This window comes from Shewanella sp. SW32 (genome assembly GCF_025653365.1).
In the GTDB taxonomy this organism is placed as follows: Bacteria; Pseudomonadota; Gammaproteobacteria; order Enterobacterales; family Shewanellaceae; genus Shewanella; species Shewanella oncorhynchi.
Genome location: NZ_JAKKSJ010000028.1, coordinates 1 through 13,716 on the forward strand (window position 1 = coordinate 1; position 13,716 = coordinate 13,716).

16 protein-coding genes are annotated in these 13,716 nt (G+C 42.9%); 4 read left to right on the forward strand and 12 right to left on the reverse strand.

Features of this window, described 5'->3' with window-relative positions:
• Positions 1 to 175 (reverse strand): transposase (locus L5M28_RS16505; protein ID WP_263203831.1); only part of this gene is annotated, 175 nt, incomplete at its 3' end.
• 232 nt (positions 176 to 407) lie between these two features.
• On the opposite strand from L5M28_RS16505, the gene L5M28_RS16510 reads away from it, so the two are divergent.
• A complete protein-coding gene (locus L5M28_RS16510; RefSeq protein WP_263203973.1) occupies positions 408 to 626 on the forward strand; it encodes a hypothetical protein in 219 nt (72 codons plus the stop codon).
• A 262-nt stretch (positions 627 to 888) separates the two neighbouring features.
• Here L5M28_RS16510 and L5M28_RS16515 read toward each other — a convergent pair whose 3' ends face one another.
• The 5 genes from L5M28_RS16515 to L5M28_RS16535 form a co-directional block, all read right to left on the reverse strand.
• Complete coding sequence (locus L5M28_RS16515; RefSeq protein WP_263203974.1) at positions 889 to 1,440, reverse strand: hypothetical protein; 552 nt, start codon at positions 1,438 to 1,440, stop codon at positions 889 to 891.
• A gap of 681 nt (positions 1,441 to 2,121) precedes the next feature.
• A complete protein-coding gene (locus tag L5M28_RS16520; RefSeq protein ID WP_011847801.1) occupies positions 2,122 to 2,652 on the reverse strand; it encodes a GNAT family N-acetyltransferase in 531 nt (176 codons plus the stop codon).
• Positions 2,649 to 2,918, reverse strand: a complete 270-nt coding sequence (locus tag L5M28_RS16525) for a DUF1778 domain-containing protein (RefSeq protein ID WP_012586779.1) — start codon at positions 2,916 to 2,918, stop codon at positions 2,649 to 2,651. Before L5M28_RS16525 ends, L5M28_RS16520 begins: the two co-directional genes overlap by 4 nt.
• Before the next feature lie 198 nt (positions 2,919 to 3,116).
• Entirely contained in the window at positions 3,117 to 3,581 is a 465-nt protein-coding gene (locus tag L5M28_RS16530; protein ID WP_041411001.1) for a hypothetical protein, read from the reverse strand.
• 129 nt (positions 3,582 to 3,710) lie between these two features.
• On the reverse strand, positions 3,711 to 4,196 hold the full coding sequence (locus L5M28_RS16535) for a hypothetical protein (protein ID WP_106649440.1): 486 nt from the start codon (positions 4,194 to 4,196) through the stop codon (positions 3,711 to 3,713).
• Positions 4,197 to 5,163: 967 nt separating this feature from the next.
• Here L5M28_RS16535 and L5M28_RS16540 point away from each other — a divergent pair.
• Positions 5,164 to 5,628 (forward strand): chemotaxis protein CheX, encoded by a 465-nt coding sequence (locus tag L5M28_RS16540; protein ID WP_105251417.1) that lies wholly within the window; start codon positions 5,164 to 5,166, stop codon positions 5,626 to 5,628.
• Positions 5,629 to 6,052: 424 nt separating this feature from the next.
• Here the strand turns inward: L5M28_RS16540 and alr are convergent, their stop codons facing one another.
• Both alr and dnaB read right to left on the reverse strand, forming a co-directional pair.
• Positions 6,053 to 7,129: an alanine racemase gene (gene alr, locus L5M28_RS16545; protein ID WP_263197399.1), complete on the reverse strand. Its 1,077-nt coding sequence runs from the start codon at positions 7,127 to 7,129 to the stop codon at positions 6,053 to 6,055.
• Between the two features lie 103 nt (positions 7,130 to 7,232).
• A complete protein-coding gene (dnaB, locus tag L5M28_RS16550; protein WP_105251415.1) occupies positions 7,233 to 8,639 on the reverse strand; it encodes a replicative DNA helicase in 1,407 nt (468 codons plus the stop codon).
• Between the two features lie 125 nt (positions 8,640 to 8,764).
• Between dnaB and L5M28_RS16555 the strand changes: the two genes are divergently transcribed.
• Entirely contained in the window at positions 8,765 to 10,963 is a 2,199-nt protein-coding gene (locus L5M28_RS16555) for a S46 family peptidase (RefSeq protein ID WP_263197402.1), read from the forward strand.
• 268 nt (positions 10,964 to 11,231) lie between these two features.
• On the opposite strand, the gene rplI is transcribed toward L5M28_RS16555, so the two are convergent.
• The 4 genes from rplI to rpsF are packed head-to-tail and all read right to left on the reverse strand — an operon-like array spanning position 11,232 to position 12,670.
• Positions 11,232 to 11,684, reverse strand: a complete 453-nt coding sequence (gene rplI, locus L5M28_RS16560; RefSeq protein WP_113939970.1) for a 50S ribosomal protein L9 — start codon at positions 11,682 to 11,684, stop codon at positions 11,232 to 11,234.
• Positions 11,685 to 11,720: 36 nt separating this feature from the next.
• Positions 11,721 to 11,948, reverse strand: a complete 228-nt coding sequence (gene rpsR / locus L5M28_RS16565) for a 30S ribosomal protein S18 (RefSeq protein ID WP_006083042.1) — start codon at positions 11,946 to 11,948, stop codon at positions 11,721 to 11,723.
• 12 nt (positions 11,949 to 11,960) lie between these two features.
• Positions 11,961 to 12,266: a primosomal replication protein N gene (priB, locus tag L5M28_RS16570; protein ID WP_105251411.1), complete on the reverse strand. Its 306-nt coding sequence runs from the start codon at positions 12,264 to 12,266 to the stop codon at positions 11,961 to 11,963.
• An 8-nt stretch (positions 12,267 to 12,274) separates the two neighbouring features.
• On the reverse strand, positions 12,275 to 12,670 hold the full coding sequence (rpsF, locus tag L5M28_RS16575) for a 30S ribosomal protein S6 (RefSeq protein WP_105251410.1): 396 nt from the start codon (positions 12,668 to 12,670) through the stop codon (positions 12,275 to 12,277).
• 213 nt (positions 12,671 to 12,883) lie between these two features.
• On the opposite strand from rpsF, the gene L5M28_RS16580 reads away from it, so the two are divergent.
• Positions 12,884 to 13,627, forward strand: a complete 744-nt coding sequence (locus L5M28_RS16580; RefSeq protein WP_219255974.1) for a YdiY family protein — start codon at positions 12,884 to 12,886, stop codon at positions 13,625 to 13,627.
• Positions 13,628 to 13,716 lie beyond the last annotated feature (89 nt).

A 13,716-nucleotide genomic window follows, 5' to 3' on the forward strand; every position in this document is an offset into this window, starting at 1 on the left:
TTGGTGTGCCACCATGGCGTTCTAGTTTTAACTGTCTCACCCATTTATCCATAGTGGACTTACCTACGTTCATCGCCTTTGCAGCTTCGATGATGCTATGGTTTTTATCGAGGACTAATTGGGCTGCTTCAAGTTTGAATTCAGCACTAAATGTTTTTCTGGTTGTCGATCTCATGTGTTCACCTAAAGTCATCTACGAGGTAATAATATCACCTCTATTTAGGTGGCCAAAATTAGTGTGCCACTACACATTAACTCAAGGTTCAAAAATATACTCCTTAGGTAAACACTGGTAGCTAACGCCCGTAACACGGGCAAATGAGTGAGCGTCGCGAGGGAAGTTGTCCCTTAGTTACGCTTGTTATAACAAACCTCTCATTTTTAGAGTTAATCAAGGGAGTCCAAAAATGATTTCGATATTTTATCATAAACAAGAAGACGAATACGTGTATGAAGAAGTTTTAGAATTGACCAATAACTTATACCAAAAAAGCCAATTAAGGCTAAAAGCATTAACCATGCAGGCGTATTGGATAAAACCTTATAGTAAGACAAGACGGAGTCGGATGTTATACCCAAAAACCAACAAACAGTTAAAAGAATTAGCGAAAGTGTTAGCGTTATAATGGCTATGACTGTGTATTCAAAGTAATCTAACATTTTAATTAGACCTTTCTCTACGGCAATGAGCCTGCCTTCTAATTTGTCTATACCGTTATCCATTTTTAACCTTTTTTTGCAGTGTGGAGAAATCACTAGCGTGACGAGTGTTATAACGCCTGAGCTCAGGAGCGTTTGAGGCAACGGCTGTTTTTGCGAAAGCAAAAATGGGCGACGAGTCAAATGTCCCATGCTGCGATTTGTGAGGCAAACAACCTGCCAACGTCTTCATTTCATACGTGTTACATGGAATACGTGGCTCTCTAAGATCATTTTTCCTTCACTCGGGCAAAGCACTACTTCCGGGTAATACTCGTAAAGATAAAGGTAAAGATAACTCGAATCCTTCCAAATGCTGCCATCAGCGAGCATGATCAGTTCACCACCGTTGCCATTGAAAGGCGTTGGCTCTTGAATATTGGTCTTGTAGCAAGTTTCTGTTGGTGCGGCTTTCGGCTCGGTTTTACCTTGACTGGGTTTAGGTTTCTCAGTATCAACGTTGCCAAGATTCTTTTCTATCGACCATTTTATCGGATCCCTGTCCTCAATATGGATTGTTACCCACAGTGGCGAAATCTCCGCTAAAAAGGACTTCCCCTCAAACAAGAGGGGTGAAAATTTGAGTGACCACTTTTCAAGAAGCAGTTGCTCCCCTTTTTCCGTGACGATGATAATGTGGTCATCATCAATCTCGGTCTGAACAAAAATTCTTTGCACATCAGCGTACGCTTGACTAACGAAGAGGGCCAAAGTGATCAACAGAAGCCTTACCAGTGCCATAGAACCTGCCCTTATTTACCTAACGTCTTAGTATTTGTGCGCTGCGCTGTTTGCAGGGCATAAATCGCTTGTTGGACTTGGCCGATACCTTATCCAGATTAATTGGTATGCTTCATCCTATAGGAATTTGCATTTTTTGATGCTGGGGTCTGGACTGCTGAGCTATTTTGAACAAATAATATTGCGTGGTTTCTACGAATTTCATCGAAAATCCTTTGTCATCGTTGTGTTCCATCGCATCTTTTTAAATCTAGCTGATTCGAGCAGGCTTAATCATCCCACAAAGTCGCAGTTAAGCTCCGCGCAGCGGCTTAGTTCAACATTTTATTAGTGCACATGCGCGTTTACATCATTAGACCTGTAAAATGCGCATAGTTAATTACTTGTAACAAAAGGAACTTATCAGTTATTTAACAAATAAACCATGCGGAAAAACACAGATGCGTGAGTTCCAAACATACCACCTCAAGCAACGTGCAAATAAGTCATTGATTAAAAATGGTATATACAGGCACTAGCCCTGTAAACGAGCAAAACTATTTTGGTTTTATTTCGTGAAATGTGATCAAATCGAATAATACTGTATACATAACAGCATCTAAGACTGAGTCATTATGAATACAAAAGACAGTTTCTATACCCAAATGTGAGGCATAAGCAAGTAAGGCGAGGAGATTGTAGCTAAGTGAATAACTGACCGACTGTTTTCATTGGAATAAACATTCTTACACGACCGTTGATTTCACAAAGAACCTCGAAACCATACTTGGCATAAAATGATTCAGCTTGGCCGGTTAAACAATCGACAACAATGGCATAAGCTCTCATGTGAGCGTTAATTTCCCACAGATATTCTAGCGCTTTGATTAAGCTAGCTTTACCTAACCCACTACCATGAAACTCTTTATGGACAGCAAGTTGAGCAAGCAGAAAGACCGGAATGGGATAACGTGGTAACTTTTTACCCATGGCTTGCGGCAAGGTATCACGGCAAATTGAACTTGGTGCGATAGTATAAAATGAGCAAATTGGATATTTTTGATTGGGTAATGGCGTTACAGCAGGTAAAACCATTGTACGGCTAATACCTGCTTGCATGTGTTTCGCTGCTTGAGTTTGGATAAAATCGTTTAACTCTGCTTCGCCACAGTCAAATGATGCTCTATCGTGTTGTGATTTATCCAATTCTTTAAAAGTCTTGGAATAACTCACTTAAACTCACCACGTTTAGTAAATGCTGCCGCTTCACGCAATGCCTTGTTCGGGGCCTTAGCCTCATCACAAGCCATTATGAATTGGTCGAATACATCAGCTTTAACAGTAATGCTTTCGTGCTCAGCAATCACCTGAGTTGAATCTTCGTCCATTAAGCGAACAACGTATTCAGTTAAGCTTTTTAACCCAAGCAAAGCCGATGCTTTCTCAGCCTTAGCTTTGATCTCTTCATCCAATCGGATATCAAGTCTTGCAGTCGCCATAAAACCTCCTATCGTACGGAGTTAATCCGTAATGGATTGGAGTATAAAGTTTAAACAACCACAGCGCAACTTGTACGGATAGAGTACGGATTCATTTTTAGATTTGTGGGGATAAAACCTATTTAAGCTAACAACATTAGTTATTTAAAATGACGAGGAATGATCAAAAGCCAACTGTTTTTGTCCTTGTCTAATTTCTTATAAGCCGTATTGCGTTATTATTGATTCATACTTTTTACCGTTTGAATCGACAACAAAAGCTTTAACCTTTCTTAGTTGAAGTAGCTCCTTAATACCTTGTTCACTATAGCCATCAAAATGAAAAACTTTCTTCTGATTTGGCTCGATAGTTAATGTATTAAAGTCATTAAACATTGTATCGTAGACGCCGCCTTCGGCTGTAACTTTTAGACCATTCATATTTATTTTTCTTTTCGGCTCACGAATTCCGAACTTATGTATATAAACCTTTGTTTTCCCTCTATTTAAAAGCACAACGCTCACTGCATTATCAGGTTGTTTATGAGTTCCATCGACATAGCCTACATAGGCTCGAAGCTTGAGAACGCCGGTTTCTAGAAATAAATTCCTAAAGTGCATAACTAAAGCTACAAGCCCAGATGCTGCACCGATAACTATTGCTATTTCACTGAATTCAAACAAAAAACATCTCCTTTATTTAGTACACAAGCGCGAGTTCCAACCTCTTATATCAAGATGTAGATGTATTAGAGTTTGATTTAGGACAACTGAAGTCATAAGGCGGACATACGACATTAAAACGAGCCAGCACTATTTTAACTCGTCTTTAAGCTGCTCAATCTGCCGATCGATAGATGACACCTGCGTATCGGCCTCTTGGGCGGTGGCTGTCATTTCCTGCGCCAAGCTTTGCTCCCACGTTGCACCGGCTAAGTTGTTATTCGCATACTGCCGACTTTCGCGCAGATTACGTAAGCGCTGGTCACGTTCAGCAATCACCCGCTTACGATCACCCTCAAGCCGAGTGATCTCTCGGGCAATACGTTGCTTCTCGATATAGGTACTGATTTCTTTTTTCTTATCAGAGGTAGCGTTTGAACTCACGCTTGATTGAGAAATGCTGTCACTGCTTTTAATAAAGCTACCGACACCACTTAAATCAACTGGCTGACTGTTTTCATCACAGGGATCGGCTTGATACTTTCCATCAGCACATTTATAGACTTCGGCAAAGGCCGAAAAAGTAGGACCGCTCGTTAACACCAGCGCGAGTAGTATTAAAGATTTTCTATCCATAGATCACCTCAATGTTTATTGAGCAATCATATCACCAGCGGGGAACCATGAAACAACTTTTTAAAATCGGTGATCCTATAGTGAACCACACTTTTAACCACCTTATATAAATCAAATGGTTAAATTAAAATCTTACCTATCCAACATGGGCGCAATTGAAAAGGTTCTATCAATTGGAATAGTTGATATAACTGGGGTTTTACTCATTTTAGATTGAATCATTACACTCACATTTTAAGCTGTTTTTACACATTTGTGCATTTGTCTAATTGCCGGGCATCCTGTGAGGTATCCCAAATTATAAGATTGAGCGCTCAAGATGGTGTTCCCAGTAATTGACCTGAAAACACGTACTGAACAACACACTACAAATGCGTCGTTAGGGTGAAGCAAAAAGTGAGACAGTTTACAGCGAACATCGTACTTTTACAAAGTCAGCTAAGACACTCAAGGCCAAGACGCCTTTTTGATAGCACTCCACAATGCCGAAAATAGCCATATAAAATGGGATTACGTAAGACGCGATGGGATAGATAGTTGAGTAGCAACGCCTTCTCACAAGTTCAAGTGCAAATAAAAGTCGAGTTACTCCATAAAAAGGCTAAAAAACTTTGCAGCATCGGCACTCATGAGCCACTATGAATGGGGCTAATCCAGCCGATATATTGCCATTTTTTGTATGTATGAGACGTAAAACAACGCTATTTGACGATAAGCGTCTTCCAAACAAACTTATAAACCATCATACAAAACGGTCTAAACAATAAAGGACACGGTTATATGGAGCTTTAGCTGCCTATAACTCAGATAAATGATAAGAATATCTTTAAATTAGCCTCACATTTATAGCTGTCTCATCTAAGCTGATAGAGTGTGATCAAGATTGCTGTCAATAAGCAACTTTTCTAATAGCCTTAAGCAATGCCATTACTCCATGGTTTAGGCTCAAAAGAGGACAAACTTAGGCATGAACGTTAATTTTATTAATCCTTTCCTCCAATCTTTGCTCAATGTCATATCTACGATGGCGAGTATGGATTTGACGCCGGGCAAACCCCAAATCAAAGTAGATAACTTAGCTAAGGGTGATGTATCCGGCCTAATCGGTCTTGTTGGACCCCAAACAAAAGGATCACTGTCAATTACCTTCGAACAAAAGCTTGTTTTGCAGATAATGCAGAATATGCTGGGCGAAAACCCGGGTAAAATTAACGAGGAAGTGACTGACTTAGTAGGCGAAATTACGAATATGGTGACTGGTGGCGCAAAAAATCTTTTGGGGCAAAAAGGCTATGAATTTGAAATGGCCACTCCTATGGTCGTATCAGGAAAAGGCCATACTATTTCCCATAAAGCTAATGGCACTAAGATTATCATGCCATTTACAAGCCCGCATGGTACTGCTTATATTGAAATATGTTTTGAAAACTAATAGCTTAAATGCATCAAGCCAGTCAGCTCAAAATACATTAACTATCCTGTCGCTCTGGATCTTATGTTTCATTCGCTTATTTAAAGCCAGATAACAAAGATCAGAACGGCTGGTTTACCGTAACCTGAATTGAGGTATTTTTATCGTCTATTTTGCCGCCTAACACCAGTTCAGCACAGCTTCATCCTCAGGTCCAAAACATATTGCGTCTCCAACTGTGAACTGCAAACCACTATTTTGCTTATCTCAGCCCTACAGGTTCGACACTTCTCCCGCTAACAAATAACTATAATTCATAGTGTTATTTGCAGTAACCATTCGTGTAGTGGCAATTATTCATCCTGACACTTTACATAAAAGAAAAAGGTGTTTAATCACCGTTTTCTTGCTAAAAAGTGTCCCAGAATAATTCTATCTGTCAGGGTTAAGCTAAGCAAACAGCAACCCTTGGCGTAAGCTTAGTGACTAATTCGTAAGCGATAGTGCCGATATGTTCAGCGACTTCCTCCACGGGTAATGCCTTACCCCACAGCAATGCACTATCCCCAACTTTATCTTGCGCCCCTTGGCCTAAGTCAACAGTCAACATGTCCATAGAAACACGGCCGACTATGGGTACGCGGCGACCATTGACCCACACGGGTGTGCCTTCCGGTGCATTGCGAGGATAACCATCACCATAACCAATCGCCACTACGCCTAAACGAGTATCTTGCTTCGCGGTCCAGAAACAACCATAGCCCACTGGCTGATTGGCTTTATGATCCCGTACCGCAATCAACTGTGATACTAATTCCATCGCAGGAACTAGCCCGTGATTCGCACCGCAATCACCAGTAACAGGAGATACACCATAGAGTGCGATACCAGGACGGATCCAATCGCCTTGGCTCTGAGGCCAATACAAGGCACCAGCAGAGTTTGCTAAGGTTCTAAATCCGGGCAAGCCTGCCGTTAACGTATTAAAAGCCGCCATCTGTACTGAGGTATAGGTGTTTTCAGGCTCGTCCGCACAGGCAAAATGTGTCATCAAATGGATCGGTTTTGCCACATTTGGACAGGCCATTAACCTTGCGTAAACCGTTGAAAATTGTTCGGACGTAAAACCTAAACGATGCATGCCTGAATCCACTTTAAGCCAGACAGTGACAGGTTTTGACAACACAGTTTGCTCTAATATTTCAAGCTGAGAGCTGTGGTGCACTACAGTGTCAATATCATGCCCGACGAGTAACGGAAGATCGGTGGCACGGAAAAAACCTTCTAGTAATAATAAACGCGCTGTCACGCCGCCCGCTCGTAATTCTAAGGCCTCATCCAATCGTGCTAGGCCAAAGCCATCGGCACTGACTAAACAATTAGCGACATTCAATAATCCATGACCATAACCGTTCGCTTTAACGACGGCCATCACACGACTCGCTGGTGCCTGCTGACGCAACGCAGCGAGATTGGTTTGCAGTGCACTACTGCTAATTTCTGCACGGGGAAAAGGGTTCAAAATTTACCTTGTTTACTCAGGAAATAAAAAGTCACGGATATAAAAAAATACATCAATACAGCTCATCTTCTGCAAACGCAAACTGACTGTTTTTAAACGTCAATTAATCTTCTTCAAACTGCGGCCCAGCATAATTATCGAAACGCGAAAATTGCCCTTGGAAAGTGAGCCGCACCCGACCAATGGGGCCGTTACGTTGCTTACCAATGATGATTTCTGCCGTGCCTTTATCTTGAGAATCGTTGTTATACACTTCATCGCGATAAATAAACATGATGAGATCCGCATCTTGCTCGATAGCGCCTGATTCACGTAAATCCGAGTTAACAGGACGTTTATCGGCCCTTTGTTCGAGCGAGCGGTTAAGCTGCGACAGGGCAATAATCGGGATTTCCAACTCTTTGGCTAATGCTTTCAGCGAGCGTGAAATTTCAGAAATTTCTAAGGTACGGTTATCTTTTAAGGCGGGCACCTGCATTAACTGCAGGTAATCTATCATGATCATAGATAAACCACCGTACTCACGGGCGATACGACGCGCGCGGCTACGGACTTCGGTCGGGGTTAATCCCGAACCATCATCAATATACATTTTACCTTGCTCGAGCATGATACCCATGGTCGATGAAACCCGCGCCCAATCTTCGTCATCGAGTTGACCAGTACGGATCTTAGTTTGATCGACGCGGCCTAAGGAGGCCAACATACGCATCATAATCTGTTCTGACGGCATCTCGAGACTGAAAATAAGTACGGGTTTATCTTCATTCATTGCGGCCTGTTCGCACAAGTTCATCGCAAAGGTGGTTTTACCCATAGAAGGACGCGCCGCAACGATAATCAAGTCGCCAGACTGGAAACCAGCGGTCATCTTATCCAAATCGTTAAAACCGCTCGATACTCCAGTCACACCGTTATGGGGGTTATTGTAAAGCTGCTCAATCTTATCAACGGTTTTTTCCAGAATAGTTTTAATGCCTTCGGGACCTTCATTAGCATTAGTTCGCATCTCTGCGATCTTAAATACTTTACTCTCAGCCAGGTCGAGTAATTCACCCGAGTCCCGACCTTCTGGGTTATAGCCTGCATCTGCAATCTCATGTGCGACGCGGATCATGTCACGAACGACAGCACGTTCACGGACGATTTCAGCGTAAGATAAAATATTACCCGCACTTGGGGTATTTTTCGCAATCTCACCTAAATAGGCAAAACCACCGGCATCTTCTAATTGGTTCTCAACTTCTAACTGTTCAGAAACAGTGATCAAATCGATCGGTTGCCCTAAATCGACCAATCTGTGCATGGCAGAAAAGATCATCTTATGTGAGCGAGAGTAAAAATCCTCTTTTACGACAGCCTCTGCGACCCTGTCCCACGCTTCGGCATCTAACATCAAGCCGCCTAATACCGATTGTTCAGCCTCAATTGAATGCGGTGGCAGCTTGAGTCCATCAAGCTGCAAATCTCTTGGCTTACTTTTAGGCTTAAAAGCACCTTGTTGTGACATTAACGCTCCCGATTTCCAACAACTTAACAAAATATGATATAAAACCCGCGTCAAGCAAACAGGATGTTTACACTCGCCTGTTATTTCATTCCAACGGACACTTTAACAATCAATAAGGAAAGAACATGCGTATTGCATTGGTTGCGGCCTTAGTACTGACATCCGGCATAGCAACTGCCGACGAAGGACAATGGCAACCTTATCAAATGCCTTCAATTGCAGACAAACTCAGTGAACGCGGAATCGATATTCCGGCAGAAAAACTGGCCGATCTGACAAGTTATCCAATGAACGCTGTGGTTGGGCTAGGCTATTGTACCGCCAGTTTTGTCTCCCCCCAAGGGCTAGTTGTGACAAACCACCATTGTGCATACAAGGCGATACAATATAACACTAAGCAAGAGCATAACTACCTAGAACAAGGCTTTTTAGCAACATCGATGGACAAGGAACCCTCTGCCGGTCCTAACGAACGTTTATACATCACAGAAGCAGTGACCAATGTTACCGCGCAAATCAATAAAGACCTCAGCCAAGACCCGCTAAGTCGTTACGAAGACATTCAAAATCACAGTAAAGCGCTCATCAAAAGCTGTGAAGCCGATGCTAACTATCGTTGTAATGTGCGCAGTTTCCATAACGGCTTAGAATACTACTTAATCAAGCAATTGATGATCCGCGATGTGCGCTTAGTCTACGCACCACCTGAAAGTGTAGGGGGCTATGGTGGCGATATTGATAACTATGAATATCCACGCCATTCGGGTGATTTTGCCTTCCTACGGGCTTATGTGGGTAAAGATGGCAAACCTGCCGCTTATAGCGACGATAATATTCCTTACCAGCCAAAGAGCTACCTTAAGGTCAATGCCGATGGCGTAAAAGCCGGTGACGGCGTGTTTGTGGCGGGTTACCCTGGCACGACTAGCCGTTACAACCTGACCAGTGAACTTAAATTTGCCAGTGATTGGTTGTACCCAACCCAAGCTAAGCGCTATCAATTACAGATTGATACTATCGAGGCTATGGGACAAAAAGATGCCGATATCGCCATTAAGTACGCAGGTAATATGGCCTCAATGGCCAACCGGATGAAGAAACTCAACGGCCTATTAGCGGGTTTTAAAGCAACGGATATCATTGGCATTAAGCAAAGCCGTGAAGATAATTTTTTAGCTTGGCTTAAACAAAACCCTAAGCTAAATCAAAATCTCATTGCTGAGTTAGAAGTGTTACTCGCCGAGCAACAACAAGCATTCCAAAGTAATTACTACTTTACCAATGCCCAATCTAGCACATTGTTAACCGCAGCAAACAGCCTCTACCGTCTTGCTAAAGAAAAACAAAAGCCCGATGCCGAGCGTGAGCAAGGCTACCAAGAACGTGATATTGCTATGCTAAGCTCACGTCTTAAACGTATCGATTCAAGTTTTGATGTCACTGTTGATAAGACTTTGTGGCTACAGGATTTAAATGCTTACCTTAGCCAATCAAATCGCGTAGCTGCACTCGATGAAATGCTAAGTGCGAACACTAAAGATGCCGATCTCGCAGCTAAACTCGATGGTTTGTACTCACTCACTACGCTCACAGACCAAGCTAAGCGCCTCGCGTGGATGAATGCCGATGCTAGCGCTTTCGAAACCAGTGCCGATCCCTTTATTCGTTTAGCCGTAGCACTTTATGACACGAATATGGCACAGGAAAAGTCAGAAAAAATCTTAGACGGCAAGCTGTCTAGTGCTCGCCCTGATTATATGGCGGCCGTGATCGAATACTACAAAGCAAACAACTGGCCAGTCTACCCTGACGCCAACGGTACGCTACGGATCAGCTATGGCATGGTTGATGGTTATCAATCACGTGATGCGCTCTATAAACAGCCGTTTACTCGTCTTGATGGCATAGTCGCAAAACACACAGGCGTTGAGCCCTATAATGCGCCGAAAAAGCTCCTCGATGCGATTAGCGAACAACGTTTTGGCAATCATTTAGTGAAGTCGGTTTATCAAGATCCTCGCGGCTGGATTTGCAGACTCTTCTCTTGCTTAGACAAACCCGAAGAATTTAACTCTGTACCGGTTAACTTCTTATCGAGCGTGGACACCACAGGCGGCAACTCCGGCTCACCCGTCTTCAACGGTAAAGGAGAACTCGTTGGCCTTAACTTCGACTCTACCTATGAAGCAATTACCAAGGATTGGTTCTTCAACCCAACCATCACCCGTGCCGTGCACGTGGATATCCGCTATATCCTGTGGATGATGGACGAAGTCGACCATGCCGATAATCTGATTAAAGAACTGGATTTAGTAAGAAATTAACACCCAGAGCTGAATCAGTTGATCTAAACAAAAAGCCGCTCACTGTTTTGCAGTAAGCGGCTTTTATTTGGGCTCGTATTTTAGCAGCGAATGCACTTTGAGATGATGAGATTGAATGAGTAGGCGTATATCACCTAGCAATTATACTAATCGCATTAAATCCATCGCAGAGTCGATATCCAAACCTAAATACACTCAAATCCTAAATTTCAGCCATAAAAAAACACCGCCGAAGCGGTGTTTCTCTTAAGATTAAAGCAAGGAGTAATTAAGCTTCTGCAACGATAGAAACTTTAACAACAGCTTTAACTTCAGTGTGTAACTGAACTTCAACTTCGAAGTCGCCAGTAGTACGCAGAGCGCCTAATGGTAAACGAACTTCTGATTTAGCCAGCTCAACACCAGCAGCAGTCACTGCATCAGCGATGTCACGGTTGCCAACTGAACCAAACAGTTTGCCTTCATCACCCGCTTTAGAAGCAATAACAACAGCTTCCAGTGCAGTGATTTTCTCAGCACGTAGGTTAGCAGCAGCTAATTCAGCAGCTAATTTAGCTTCTAATTCAGCGCGACGAGCTTCAAATACTTTAACGTTGCTTTCGTTAGCAACAACAGCTTTACCTTGTGGCAAAAGGTAGTTACGAGCGTAACCAGCTTTAACAGTAACTTGGTCACCCAAGTTGCCTAGGTTAGCGATTTTATCAAGCAGAATAACGTTCATTATCAAATCCTCTATATTCGATTAGGAATACTGCAATTACTGATGTAAATCAGTGTATGGCAGTAGAGAAAGATAACGAGCACGCTTGATAGCGCGAGCTAGTTGGCGCTGATATTTAGCACTAGTACCAGTGATACGGCTAGGAACAATCTTGCCGCTTTCAGTGATGTAGTTCTTTAAAGTAACGATATCTTTGTAATCAATTTCTGCAACACCTTCAGCGGTGAAACGGCAGAACTTGCGACGACGGAAATAACGTGCCATGTTGACAGTCTCCTAAGTTTTCAATTCGACATTTTCGGCATGGATGACTAAGCGGTTCTGACCATTACGCCCCTGTTGAAGCGTCATAAAGCCTTGCACTTGTACTTCCACACCTGCTTTCAGATCTTCTGCGACGCTTTCAAAGCGTGGGCCACTCAATATCACTTGAATTTGTACGTAGACGTTGCGGAGCATTTCGGCTTCATAACGCTGCGATTTGTGTTCCAACATAATTACACTGTGTGCAATACCTGCTGGGCTTTTAAAGCGTCTTGAACGAGTTATCGTTCCTGACAACACCAAGTTATTGGTGGTCACAGATTACCTTACTCAGCGATTTCTTCAGCGTGAGCTTCATCATATGAGCGTTCGCCAGCTGGGCCACGACGTGAATCGCGCTCATCTCTAGCTCTAGCCATTGGAGATGCTTCAGTAACGGCAACTTTAGTACGCATTACCATGTTACGCAGAACTGCGTCGTTGAAACGGAAAGCTGTTTCTAGCTCTTCGATCGTCTCTGCTTTAGCTTCAACGTTCATCAGAACGTAGTGAGCTTTATGCAGGTCAAGGATTGGATAAGCCAGTTGACGACGGCCCCAATCTTCTAAACGGTGGATTGTGCCGTTAGCTTCGGTGATAACACCTGTGTAACGCTCAATCATACCTGGTACTTGTTCACTTTGATCTGGGTGAACCATAAATACGATTTCGTAATGACGCATTTATTGCTCCTTACGGTTATGTAGCCTCGGTATTGGCTCAGTCAAACCAAATGGAGGCAAGGAACGAAAAATAGTGACTGATTTGAGCGCGAGATAGTACAGAAAGCAAGCCAGAAACTCAAGCAATAACTTTGCCTCACCAATCAATACAGGTATGATGGCGGTTCGCCTACATTCGGACGTCTGAAATCAGCTAACCAAGAATAAAACATAATGCTAAAAGTTATTGCGCCAATCAGTTTGTTTTTCCTTTCATTTCCAGCGCTTGCGCTTGTTCCACCTGATTATCAGGAACCGCCCAGCGATTTTACCGCGGAAATCGAAGCCGGCTTGCAACTGAACACAGGCAATACCGAATCCAGCAGTTTTAATGGTCGAACCCAACTGATTTACGATACAAAGCAAACCAAGCAAGAAGCCACACTAAAAGCCTATTTTGCCTCAGAAAAAAGTCAAACAACCTCCGAAAAATATGAGCTACAGTTACAATCGAACTATAAACTGACTAAGGGTTATGTCTTCGGACGTGGTGATTTTACTTGGGATCAATTCGGTAGTTACACGCAAATATCAACGCTTTCGAGTGGTTACGGTTTCAATGCTATCAGTAGTTATAAAACAAAACTCAGTCTCGAGTTCGGCCCAGGTTATCGATATAACTTACCTGCAGAGTCGGTAACCATTCCCAACCCTGATGCCGAAAAAGATGTCATTCTTCGTACCGCTGCCAAATTCTCTCAAAAACTACAGGAATACAGCAGTCTCAATGCCGATCTCACCGCGGAAGTGGGCGAGAACAACAACACCCTCACCTTAGATATGAACTATAAAAATCTGGTGTTCCAAGATTGGGCATTTAAGATCGGTATGAACATCAAATACACTGAAGTGGTACCAGAAGGAAGCCAACCCATGGATACCATCACCACCTTCAACTTGCTTTACACTTTTAGATAACTCTTTTTAAAAAATACGACGAAATACATAGAGTAAGATGACGCTAATAGCCTACTCGGCTGGCGTCTATGTGAATGCTTTACAAGCAT

Coding starts and splice junctions, on each gene's coding strand:
- L5M28_RS16510 (WP_263203973.1), top strand. CDS start 408: ATGATTTCGATATTTTATCATAAACAAGAAGACGAATACGTGTATGAA.
- L5M28_RS16515 (WP_263203974.1), bottom strand. CDS start 1,440: ATGGCACTGGTAAGGCTTCTGTTGATCACTTTGGCCCTCTTCGTTAGT.
- L5M28_RS16525 (WP_012586779.1), bottom strand. CDS start 2,918: ATGGCGACTGCAAGACTTGATATCCGATTGGATGAAGAGATCAAAGCT.
- L5M28_RS16535 (WP_106649440.1), bottom strand. CDS start 4,196: ATGGATAGAAAATCTTTAATACTACTCGCGCTGGTGTTAACGAGCGGT.
- L5M28_RS16540 (WP_105251417.1), top strand. CDS start 5,164: ATGAACGTTAATTTTATTAATCCTTTCCTCCAATCTTTGCTCAATGTC.
- dnaB (WP_105251415.1), bottom strand. CDS start 8,639: ATGTCACAACAAGGTGCTTTTAAGCCTAAAAGTAAGCCAAGAGATTTG.
- L5M28_RS16555 (WP_263197402.1), top strand. CDS start 8,765: ATGCGTATTGCATTGGTTGCGGCCTTAGTACTGACATCCGGCATAGCA.
- rplI (WP_113939970.1), bottom strand. CDS start 11,684: ATGAACGTTATTCTGCTTGATAAAATCGCTAACCTAGGCAACTTGGGT.
- rpsR (WP_006083042.1), bottom strand. CDS start 11,948: ATGGCACGTTATTTCCGTCGTCGCAAGTTCTGCCGTTTCACCGCTGAA.
- rpsF (WP_105251410.1), bottom strand. CDS start 12,670: ATGCGTCATTACGAAATCGTATTTATGGTTCACCCAGATCAAAGTGAA.
- L5M28_RS16580 (WP_219255974.1), top strand. CDS start 12,884: ATGCTAAAAGTTATTGCGCCAATCAGTTTGTTTTTCCTTTCATTTCCA.